Genomic DNA, 11,329 nt, shown 5'->3' with positions numbered 1-11,329 from the left:
AACAGAAGCGCTGAACGAGTTTACGGTTGGAAAGCAAAAGACGCTTTGGGTAAAAATGCTAATGAGCTTTTGTATAAAAAAATTTATTCGCAACTCCAAGAGGCTTTGTCTCAAGTTAACTTGACAGGTCAGTGGTATGGTGAATTGAGCCAGATCCGAAAAGATGGCAAGGAAGTGATTGTTGAAACTCGCTGGACACTCGTGCGCGATGAACACGAGAACCCAAAATCAATCTTGACTGTAAACACCGACATCACAGAAAAGAAAAAACTTCAGACACAGTTTCTTCGTGCTCAACGACTGGAAAGCCTCGGTACGCTTGCGAGCGGTATTGCCCACGATCTCAATAATACACTGGCTCCCATGCTGATGTCGGCTCAGCTTTTGCGGATGAGAATTTCTGATGAGCGCAACCAGCAGCTTCTTGAGACATTAGAAACAAACGCTCAACGTGGTGCAGCTATGGTTAGGCAAGTGCTATCATTTGCACGCGGTGTCGAAGGTAAGCGCACGATTTTACAAATCAAGCATTTGATATCAGAAATTGAGCAGTTTGCCAAACAAACATTTTCCAAATCTATCGAATTTTGCACTGATATTGCACCAAATCTTTGGACTGTTTCTGGAGATGCGACCCAACTGCATCAAGTGCTGATGAATCTAGTTATTAACGCTCGCGATGCGATGCCAAAAGGCGGTGTTTTGAGTCTTTGTGCCGAAAATTTCTTGATTGACGAAAACTATGCCCGCATGAATCTTGATGCAACTGTTGGACCCCACATTGTCATCACCGTCAAGGATACTGGAATTGGTATGCCCCCGGAAGTATTGGATAGAATTTTTGAGCCTTTCTTTACAACCAAAGAGGTTGGAAAAGGTTCAGGACTAGGTCTTTCAACTGTGCTTGGTATTATGAAAAGCCATAACGGTTTTATCAGTGTTTCTAGCAAGGTTGGTAAAGGAACACAATTTAAAGTCTTTTTAAAAGCAGTTTTAGAAAACCAAACGCCGCTAGAAGAATCTTTGGAATTGCCTACAGGAAATGGAGAATTGATTTTGGTGGTAGATGATGAAGCTGAAATTCGAGAGATTACCAAAATTACGCTCCAAAACTACAACTATAAAGTGTTAACAGCTTGTGATGGCATTGAGGCAATTGCATCATATGCTCAAAATCGAGAAGAAATTAAACTCGTGTTTATGGATATGATGATGCCAGTTATGGATGGTTTAACCACCATCCGTACTTTGCTAAAAATGAATCCATATGTCAAGATTATGGCTGCAAGTGGACTTGCAGACAATAAGCAATTGACGCAACCTCTTGGTGTTGAAACATTTTTATTAAAGCCTTACACTGTTAAGCAATTGTTACAAACATTGGACAAAATACTAAACTAATGCTTTTAGCAACGCTTGTAGTTTGAGTTGAACTTCTGCGAGTTCTTTATCGGGATCGGAACCAGCAACGATACCAACACCGGCGTAGAGTCTGGCGCGATCGCCATCTATAAGTGCTGAACGAATTCCAACAATAAACTCACAGTTTCCCTCCAAGTCTACCCATCCAAGCGGCGCAGCATATAAACCCCTTTCAAAGCTTTCATAACGACGAATTTCCCGACAAGCAACTTCCTGGGAAGTACCTGCAACCGCTGGTGTAGGATGCAGTTGAGCAACTATCTTTAAAGGATGAACATCAGCCGGAACTCCTGCGCTGATAGGTGTCCACAAGTGCTGAATATTAGATAATTGTCGCAAGCGGGGTGCTAAGACTTGAGGTAGTAAACCTAGTTGAGAGAGACGTTGAGTGATAAAATCAATCACTAACGAATGTTCGTGTCTTTCTTTCTCACTATTGAGCAAACGACTCGCATTGTTCGCATCCTCACCAGGTGTTTTACCCCGTGGCGCAGAACCAGCCAAAGCATCAGTCATTAACTGTTGTTCTTGAATATTAATTAAACGTTCCGGACTTGCCCCGATAAAATTCTGTCCTTTACCATTACTATGAGAAAATACATAACAATTAGGATGCAACTGTCTCAGGTTATTTAAAGATTTTATGACATTCAAATGAGCATTTGACCTAACATCTAGTATATCCGCCAAGACAACTTTAGTTAAATCATTAGACTGGATTTTTTCCAAAGCTGACAAGACGGAACACTTGAAATGTTGAGGATTTGCAACAGATTTATGACTAAATTTCGGCAAAGAGTAATCAAGAGTTTGCGAGTTGGATTCTAAAGAATTGATAATTTCTAGTTTTCTCGATAAACTTTGCAATATTCTTTGAATATTTGTGTCAGCATTGATAATTGTATTAAAAACCAACACGCAACGCTCATTTTTAACAGCCACTTGCCAACGTGGAAGAAATATGGTAGCTGCAGAAAATGGATAATCTGCTTGGCTATTTTGATCAAAAAAACTAAAACTACATAAAAATCGAGTTCCAAAAAAAGCTTGATTCGTTCTAGAAAAGCTAGTTATATTTTTAACACATTCTTTGATGAACTCTTCTGATTTTGCAAAACGGTCTTTCCCTGCAATTTCTATTTTCGCGACAGCATCAACAGCAGCCAGGGCTTCCTTTTTTCTTTTATTTTCCCAATAAAAACTAACCTTATTTGGCTGTGCTAATTTATCAAGTACAACCAAGGGGTCAACCCAGTCAATGTCTAGCGCGAAGCTTGCAATTTGCGTGTCATTATTCTTAATGCAGTTTTGTTGAACAGCTAAAAGAAAACAGTATAGTTCCTTATTATAAACAAAAAAGTCAGCATTACATGAAGAAACTGTCATGGATCTAGAAAGAGTAAATTTTCTTTAAGTTAACTTCCAAAAGAATGATATTTCGTGGTCGTATTTCTACAGGTAACACAAAACAGTTACCTTTTTACCTGCACTGACAAGCTTATAATGCGATATCGATTTGAGTTTCGTCCTTATCAGCAAAAATTTGTGACTTCGCTCATGACAAGTCATGGCATTTGGGATATCCGCGAAGGAATTATTCTTCGTCTCACCGATGAAACAGGAAAAATCGGCTGGGGGGAAATTGCACCCATCAGTTGGTTTGGTTCAGAAACTCTAGAACAAGCTTTAGAATTTTGCCGTCAGCTTCCAGAGGAAATCACACAAGAGACGATTTTCTCTATTCCTGACGAGTTACCCTCGTGTCAATTTGGATTCGAGTCTGCTTGGGAAACGATTAGCACCCTCACCCGCCCGGAAATTAATTTCTACAGCTATAGCCCAAGTCCATTAAAATGGACTACAAACCTTGGACAGTCGTCTTTAGACGACTTGGGCTATGAGCCTGGGGTTTTAAACCCTAGGCGGTTGTTGGGACTGGTACAAGATCTGATAAAAATTGAGACATTAAGCTATAGCGCTTTATTACCAGCTGGGGAAGTGGCGCTAGAGGCGTGGCAAAAGCTGTGGAAGGAGGGATATCGTACCTTTAAGTGGAAGATAGGCGTTTATCCAATTGTTCAAGAACTAGAAATTTTTGAATTACTCTCTCAAACTTTACCAGCCTCTGCAAAACTACGATTAGATGCGAACGGTGGACTGAGGTATGAAGAAGCTCAGTTATGGCTCGTAAATTGCGATAATATCAAGGCAAATGAAGAAATTTGCTTAGAAATTGAATTTATTGAACAGCCTTTGTCTGTGGATCAATTTGCGGCGATGTTGGAGTTGAGTCATTGTTACCAGACGGCGATCGCCTTAGATGAATCTGTCGCCACACTCAACCAACTCGCCACATGCTTCCAACAAGGTTGGCGAGAAATTTTTGTGATTAAGCCTGGTATAGTCGGTTCACCAGCACGTCTGCGTCAGTTTTGTCAACAGCATAAAATTGATGCTGTATTTTCATCCGTGTTTGAAACCGCAATTGGTAGACAAGCCGCACTCCAGATCGCAGCCGAATTATCACGGACACTTTCCTCAACGGGAGCCAGCGCTGCAGGAGGGTTTCCCTCCGTAGGCGTCTGGCGTTGGGGAACCCCCGCACGGAAGTGTCCTCCTCAGCGTAACAGAGCAGTGGGTTTTGGTGTCAACCATTGGTTTGCTCAACAAGAGACAACGCCCGAAGAATTATGGAAAAAACTTTAGAAAATTTTGTGCAGAATGCATCTTGCCAGTCTCTCTCCAATGACTGGCTCATTTGTCATGATAGCCATTTATTTGCTCAATTAACCGAACAACTCTATTTAGAATTAACCCAGTTTTCATATTATCGAGGCACACCAATCAAAATTCTCCTAGCTGAACGCGATCCAGTGCGTTTTTTAGCAGGTTTTCTGGCGGCTTGTGCCGCCCGTTGTCCAGTTTTTCTCTGCAACCCCGACTGGACAAAACAAGAATGGCAACAAGTTTTTGATTTAGTCGAGCCAGATTTAATTTGGGGACTTGGAACTAAAAATTGGGGACAAAACAATTCCAAATTCCAAATTCCTATCATTCCATCACCTCACTCAGGACTCATCATGATTCCCACGGGTGGTTCAACAGGAAAGATTAAGTTTGCCATTCACACCTGGGAAACTTTAATGGCATCCGTGCGAGGATTTACAGAACATTTTTTGATTAATCATGTTAATTCTTTTTGTGTCTTACCGCTCTATCACGTCAGCGGGTTAATGCAATTTATGCGTTCCTTTACGACTGGTGGAAAACTAGTTATTCTGTCATTCAAAGAATTAGAATATCGTCAAGTAGACAACATAGAACCATCAAAAACCTTTATTTCTTTAGTACCAACACAGTTACAGCGTCTGCTACAAAATCCAGAATTAACTCAGTGGCTATCCCAATTTAAAACCGTACTATTAGGAGGTGGACCAGCGTGGAATGAACTTCTTGAAAAAGCAAGATATTACAATATTCGCTTATCTCCCACTTATGGCATGACGGAAACCGCCTCCCAAATTGCCACCCTCAAACCAGATGAATTTCTTAATGGTAAAGATAACTGTACTCAAATTCTCCCCCATGCCTCTATAAAAATTTGCAATGAGCAAGGCGAGGAATTGAATTCAAATCAAATCGGAAACATCACAATCTACTCTCAAGCTCTCGCCCTAGGATACTATCCTAACATTTGGGAGAATCCGGCTTATTTACAAGTAGATGATTTGGGTTTTTTAGATAACAAAGGTTATTTACATATCGTCGGACGTAACAGCGACAAAATTATAACAGGCGGTGAAAATGTCTATCCAATAGAAGTTGAATCATCTATTAGAGCAACAAAAATGGTAGCAGATGTTTGTGTCATCGGTATGCCAGATAAACTCTGGGGACAAGCAGTCACAGCAATTTACATCCCCAAAGACTCGAATACCTCTGATATAGAAATCCGAAATCTGCTGAAAGATAAACTCAGCAAATTTAAAATTCCTAAAAATTGGATTCCTGTACAAACCTTACCTCGCAACTCTCAAGGTAAAATCAATCGCCAACAGCTACAGCAAATAGCCACAAAATTTCTACAAACTAGGCTCACTGATGAAATATAAAACGTGGAAAATAAAAAATCTTTAATTTTTCACTCTTGACCCACGAGCACGCTCAAATTAAAAATGATTTATAATTCAAAGTATGCTCTATGTCCTATGTCCTATGTCCGACGGTCTAGGCTCTACCATAGAGCTTCAGGTAGATTCCTCAGCAAAAATACTTTTTTTGTGCAATCTACCAGCTTCTTGCTCTCGACTATGAAATGCTATGAGCATGTATGGCTAGGTTATTTCACGCTAAACGAAGCTCATTTGCAATCCCTTATTTTGTAACTTTTGCTCGATGTGCTGCATTTCCTCGATTGTCTGTCCAGTCACAATCCCGTAAATTTCGGTGTAGATTTTTCCGTATTTGACTTTCTCTAAAGCTGATAAAATGATAAAGTCTTTGCGATCCAGTTGTGGTTTCAGGGTTACTAAAATCGAGTCCAACGTCCCATCCATGCGGTACTCACTCGAATATTTAGCCACCTCCTTTCCAAGGGACAGTAGGGTATGGCGCTGCAAGCACAGCCCAGTTGAACCATTGACTCGGAAATTAACATCAATTACATAAAATTCTCCGTCTTGGTCTTCCAACACGTCGAAGCCAATAACACCGAAATACCCAAGCTTATGAGCATACTGACCAATAGCAGCAATCATCTCGTAGAACTTGCTCATGTCAGTTTCGCGGTAGTGAATCAGTCCCCCTAAATAGTTGCCCTCTGGGGTGACGAGTTGACTCGTGGTGCCGATGAGTGTTATGTCTCCCGCTTTGTTGACATAGAATTGCACGCAATAGTTCTGCACCTGATTTTTGACGAACTCTGAGACAATAATCGTATCGAGCAACTTGATATCAAGATATTTCCTGATTTCTTCAAGGCAGTAGTTAAGATCGCTGGCGCTTTTGATAATATAAGTGCCCTCTCCTGAAAGTCCGTGGGACGTTTTGATTAAGTATGGGAATTGTGGTAACTCAATGTCTTCGAGACTCTGGGTGTGCAAATTGTAGCTTGAGTATTTCGGACATTGCACTCCTAACTCGGCTAGGGTTACTTTACTCAGCAAGCGGTAGTGGGTATCTGGATTAACGGCGTGTTTTTCTGGTTGCAGATTATCAAAGGGAAATAAAGTGATGAGTTTGTCCGTGCGTTCGCTCTGATTGAGGTCATTCAGATAAGTTGAGCAATCCATCATCTCCATATTCATATTGGAGTGGCTGAACCCAAAATGCTCCTGCCAGTAGTCAATCAGTAACTTTGGCGGTGAAATAATCACAATTCCTGGAAGGGTGTCGCCTAACACAGCCAGATTTTTCCAAGGTTCCTTCTGGCAAATCTTGTCGAAGGAGGTTTTGGTCGCTTCACTACTACCGTCTTGAATAAAGTATTTTTTTCTATTGGGGTAAGCTGCCCAACTGGCAGTCCCAGGGTAATTTAGGATGAACGCATAACGTGCATCTGTAATGTCTTGAGCAAACAGATTAGATAAATAACTCCCTTGAAAGTACTGAAAGTCGTATTTTGAGTTCATATCTAGTTTTAATTAAACTGTTTTCAAGACCCAATCACCTAAGGTATTAGTTGCGAAATTTTGATTCCTCTATCTGCAAGCAGAAACGATTGGTCAAAAATTCCGCACTAATTTGAGTAACGCCTAGACGTTCTGTAGAGACTTGATATTTCGCCTCTCTACAATACCCTAAACCCATCACATTTGATGAGACAAAGCAGCTTCTTTTTTGGTAAACACAGCCACCTCGTCTTGTGCCGTGGTCATGTAAGCACAAGCCATATGTGATGAATTATACGCCCAACCAACTCGTCCCTGACGGTCTAAGAGAATACACCCAGCTTCTCCTGTAACCTTAGATTTCAAAGTGTCGATCGCCTTCTGCGCTGCCTCGTCTGGGTGTCTATCTCCATCTAGAAAGTCAATCGCAGTTTTAGCCAGAACCACCGGGATAATCGACTCACCATCACCTGTGGTTGAGCAAGCGCCGAGTTGATTGTCAGCGTACAAGCCACAGCCGACAAGAGCAGTGTCGCCGACGCGACCGGCTTGCTGATTCGTAGTGCCGCCAGTTGAGGTGCCAGCAGCTAAGATACCGTTAGCATCCAAAGCCACACAACCAACGGTGTTGGGGCGATCCAGAACTTCTTGATCCTCCTTCCACTGCTCCCACTGCTCATCAGCGATTAAGTCTTCTTTTTTACACATTTCCGCTTTGTTGTCGGCGGCAAAGCGTTCTGCACCCCGCGCCACTAACATCCGGGGTTTTTCATCCATAATTTTCCGTGCCACCGAGATTGGATGACGCACACCCTGAACTGCTGCAACTGCTCCCCAACCTAAAGAAGATCCATCCATTATCGCCGCGTCTAGCTCCACCTCTCCCTCGGTGTTGAGAGTCGCGCCAAGACTGGCGTTAAAGGTCTGGTCAGCTTCGAGAACGCGGATGGCTGCCTCAACGGCTTCTGCGGCAGTACCCCCACTTGTCAGGACTGCCCAACCAGCCTCTGCTGCTGCTGTGCAGCCTGCATTATTGGCTGCAACTTTGTCTTCTGAGATGGTTTTTGCTCCGCCGTGAACAATAATAGCTAATGTCATAAATTTCCTTTTTTGATTATGAATTTTGTCTGACTGCATATTTAGGACGGGCAGGATGCCCATCCCACAAAAGTTATAATTTGATATTGCGTTCTTACTCCCTTCCCGTCAGAAGAATACCTATTTAACGAACCGCGTTCGCCCTTGGCGTTGCCGAAGGCTAGACGCGAAGGACACGAAGTAAGAAAAAAGAAGATAGGTAATTTTGTAGTGGGAAGGGAGTAAATGCAATCGTTTGCTTACTAGTAAGCGAACGACTGATAAACCTCAGTTCCGGTAAATTCGTCAAGTGATTCGACAATCGGATTAAAGCGTAATAAGTGACGACCTCGTTCGGATAGTGTGGTCATAGCAGCACGCGGTATCTGGATAGACACCTCCGGACGAAACAGCCAGCGACGGCTATAGCCAATTACGACCATTGGACGCGGCGTTTCTGTGTAGTTAGGTGTGCCACGGTGAAGACCACGCACATCGCGAATCATTACGTCTCCCAGTTGCATAGTTACGGGTTCCAACTTAATTTCACCCGACTCTATACGGCGTAATCCTTCTTCTTTGGACATCATGTGCGTACCCCGCGCAATCTCCATCGGTCCGTTTTCCAAGGTGACGTCTACCAGTGGGAAGTTGACTGCTAGCTGATATGGCGGTGTTTCCATACCAGTTTCGGGGAAGAGTGGCAAAGTATCGCGGTGTATGTCTTGATACTCTGAATGTAGCAAAGGCGTATCTGTCGCCAACTGGCACATCACGAAATCAGCGCCTACCAAGCGTTCCACAATATCCAGGAGATCTTCATCTTCATAGATACTAGTATCAGCAAATGGAGCGGCGAAAGGCAAAGTTACATAATAGCGGGCTGTACCTCGATTACGCAGGTGTCCTTCGCTGGCGATATGTTCAGTTAGCTTGGGGATGAAAGCAGAATGCCAAGCCTTGAGTGTTGCTGGAGAAAAGTGATTGGGCAACACACAGAAGCCGTCGTTCAGTACCGATTGGGTGAACGATTCTATTTGTTGAGGGTTGTAGCGTCTTGTCATCATATCTTGATTTTAGACAGAATCCACAACTTCTAGCTTTGTGTAACTGCGTTCTGTAGTTCTGACGTGGCAACGGTTTCGTCAATTAGTTGCAGCGCTCGCCCTTTTAAAGTCTCTAAACCCAAGCGCTTAGTTGCGGAAATAAATACCGCTTCAGGATATTCTTGTTGCGCTTTTGCTAAAGTTTCGCTATCTACAGAGTCAATTTTGTTAAAGACAATCAAACTTTTTCCTGGGATAGCAGGCATTTCTGCAAGTATTTCCTCTACACTTGCGATATGACTTTCCCAAGCTGGATGGGACAAATCCACCACATGAAGCAACACATTTGCCTCAATGACTTCTTCCAGAGTGGCGCGAAAAGCATCTATTAGCGCTGGTGGAAGTTCGTGAATAAAACCGACAGTATCTGTCAGCAGAATAGTTCTGCGTTCTTGAGTTTCTGGATTTGTAATTACCAGCTTGCGCGTTGTCGGGTCAAGGGTGGCAAATAGTTGGTCTGCTGTATAAACCTCCGCATTAGTTAACACATTCAACAAAGTGGATTTACCAGCATTGGTGTAACCAACTAATGCGACAACAGGAATTTCTTGCCTTTGTCGCTGTTGTCTAATGCGATCGCGATGTGCTTGTAGTTGGTTTACTTCTTGCTGTAACTGAGCAATTCGCCGTTGAATAACTCGTCTTTCTGTTTCTAATTTAGTTTCACCAGGTCCTCTAGTACCAATTCCAGCACCTAATCTGGACATTTCCCGACCTTGACCGCGCAACCGTGGCAGCATATATTCAAGTTGGGCTAATTCAACCTGCAATTTACCCGCTTGGGATTGAGCGCGTTGAGCGAAAATATCTAAAATTACCTCCGTTCTATCTATAACTCGCATACCAATCTCGTTTTCTAAGTTGCGAGCTTGTGATGCCGAAATATCTCGGTCAAAGATAATTAAATTAGCTCCCACCTTTTGAGCTTGAAAAGCGATTTCTTCAACTTTTCCCTTACCGACAACAGTTTGCGGATGGGGACGACTTCGCTTTTGTTCCACTGTGTCTGATACAATTCCGCCAGCAGTTTCTACCAAACGAACTAGTTCTTGCAGTCCATCTTCAAACCGTTGTTGAGAAATATCATCTGTCTTCAATCCCACCAGCAGCACTTTATCCTGGTCAGATACAATGTCCTGGAATGACATGCTATCGCCAGAGTCAGAAATCTCCTTTTCCCATTCACCAACTAAGTCGTCAAAGTCTTGCTCTGTTAAGTCATCTAAACTTAGGGGAGGAGAAATCTCCCAAGGCTTTTCAGCATTGGGGACAAGGTTAGCGATGAAAGCTTCTTTAACATTGCTAGTGGCTGCTTTTTTGTGTCTTCCACCTTCACCGTCAGCCAAGGATAGCACCACCAAAGCATCTAAGCGCTGGCGTACCATTGCAATCAATGCTGCTTCATCAGGTGGCTCTGATTTGAATTGAGTCGCAACACAATGAATTCCGCTCAACCGTTCCGCACTATGGCGAGGTAATTCTTGAGGTGGAATTTGGGTTTGACTTGGCGTTCCCACAGCAATTCTGATAACTTGTCCGCGCCGATTAATATAACAACAAATCGGCTGATGGATTTCTGTACTGATTTCACCTAAGGCTTGGGCAAATTCCAGCGTAATGAATCTATCTTTCGGTTGTCGTTCCTCGTAAAGCCGCTGTAATAACTTGATTTGATTCGATTTTATCCCCTGAAGATTTCCGTAAATATTTTGCATAAAACTAACAATTCAAAAGGTGATTTCACCTGTTTCATTCTAATTATCTGTTTTTCAATTTTCATTTAATCTACCAAAGGAAATAAGTAGATTAATCTAAAGTTTGTAGTGAGGACTAAAGTCCTCAAGGAAAAAACTGAAGTTTTTAGAAGTTTTTTTCTTCAGGTTCATTAACCAAACGTGATATCAGTTTTATAGCAATTTTTGCTCAGAAGCCCGGTAACTCTTGCGAAACCGGGCTTCTCGGTTCTCATTAATTCTGGCTCCTGAATTCTTTTTTATCCATGCCGTTTTTGATGCCACTGCCAAGCGTGGTCGATAATTTCCTCGCTTGTTTGGATACTGCGGATGCCAACCTAAAATTTTAGTTGCTTTGTCGCTTCTGCCAACTAAAATAGGG

At 42.6% G+C, this 11,329-nt stretch carries 8 protein-coding genes and 1 pseudogene; 3 read left to right on the top strand and 6 right to left on the bottom strand.

The genetic code is table 11. The features are described 5' to 3' along the window. On the top strand, positions 1-1,401 hold a 1,401-nt coding region (locus tag DP116_RS05590; RefSeq protein ID WP_169154230.1), incomplete at its 5' end, for a hybrid sensor histidine kinase/response regulator. On the opposite strand, the gene DP116_RS05585 is transcribed toward DP116_RS05590, so the two are convergent. Then, positions 1,393-2,808, bottom strand: coding sequence for an isochorismate synthase (locus DP116_RS05585; RefSeq protein WP_169154229.1), 1,416 nt, complete (start codon positions 2,806-2,808; stop codon positions 1,393-1,395). The genes DP116_RS05590 and DP116_RS05585 overlap by 9 nt on opposite strands. A 117-nt stretch (positions 2,809-2,925) precedes the next feature. Here DP116_RS05585 and DP116_RS05580 point away from each other — a divergent pair, with 117 nt between their 5' ends. Next, positions 2,926-4,128, top strand: coding sequence for an o-succinylbenzoate synthase (locus DP116_RS05580; protein WP_169154228.1), 1,203 nt, complete (start codon positions 2,926-2,928; stop codon positions 4,126-4,128). Next, on the top strand, positions 4,113-5,534 hold the full coding sequence (locus DP116_RS05575) for a 2-succinylbenzoate--CoA ligase (RefSeq protein WP_169154227.1): 1,422 nt from the start codon (positions 4,113-4,115) through the stop codon (positions 5,532-5,534). The genes DP116_RS05580 and DP116_RS05575 overlap by 16 nt, the downstream gene beginning before the upstream one ends. Positions 5,535-5,771: 237 nt before the next feature. On the opposite strand, the gene DP116_RS05570 is transcribed toward DP116_RS05575, so the two are convergent. The 5 genes and pseudogenes from DP116_RS05570 to DP116_RS05550 all read right to left on the bottom strand — a co-directional run. Continuing rightward, positions 5,772-7,052, bottom strand: coding sequence for an ATP-grasp domain-containing protein (locus DP116_RS05570; protein WP_169154226.1), 1,281 nt, complete (start codon positions 7,050-7,052; stop codon positions 5,772-5,774). Positions 7,053-7,229: 177 nt separating this feature from the next. Next, the gene (locus tag DP116_RS05565) at positions 7,230-8,129 is read right to left on the bottom strand and encodes an isoaspartyl peptidase/L-asparaginase family protein (RefSeq protein ID WP_169154225.1); all 900 of its coding nucleotides are present in this window, start codon (positions 8,127-8,129) and stop codon (positions 7,230-7,232) included. 242 nt (positions 8,130-8,371) lie between these two features. Next, positions 8,372-9,175, bottom strand: coding sequence for a phytanoyl-CoA dioxygenase family protein (locus DP116_RS05560; RefSeq protein ID WP_169154224.1), 804 nt, complete (start codon positions 9,173-9,175; stop codon positions 8,372-8,374). A 29-nt stretch (positions 9,176-9,204) separates the two neighbouring features. Beyond that, entirely contained in the window at positions 9,205-10,929 is a 1,725-nt protein-coding gene (hflX, locus tag DP116_RS05555; RefSeq protein WP_169154223.1) for a GTPase HflX, read from the bottom strand. Between the two features lie 278 nt (positions 10,930-11,207). After that, positions 11,208-11,329 (bottom strand): annotated as a pseudogene (locus DP116_RS05550) (UDP-glucose 4-epimerase GalE); the annotation flags it as partial.

The sequence above is a fragment of the Brasilonema bromeliae SPC951 genome (assembly GCF_012912135.1).
Classification (GTDB): domain Bacteria; phylum Cyanobacteriota; class Cyanobacteriia; order Cyanobacteriales; family Nostocaceae; genus Brasilonema; species Brasilonema bromeliae.
This window is presented reverse-complemented; position numbering and strand designations above follow the sequence as displayed.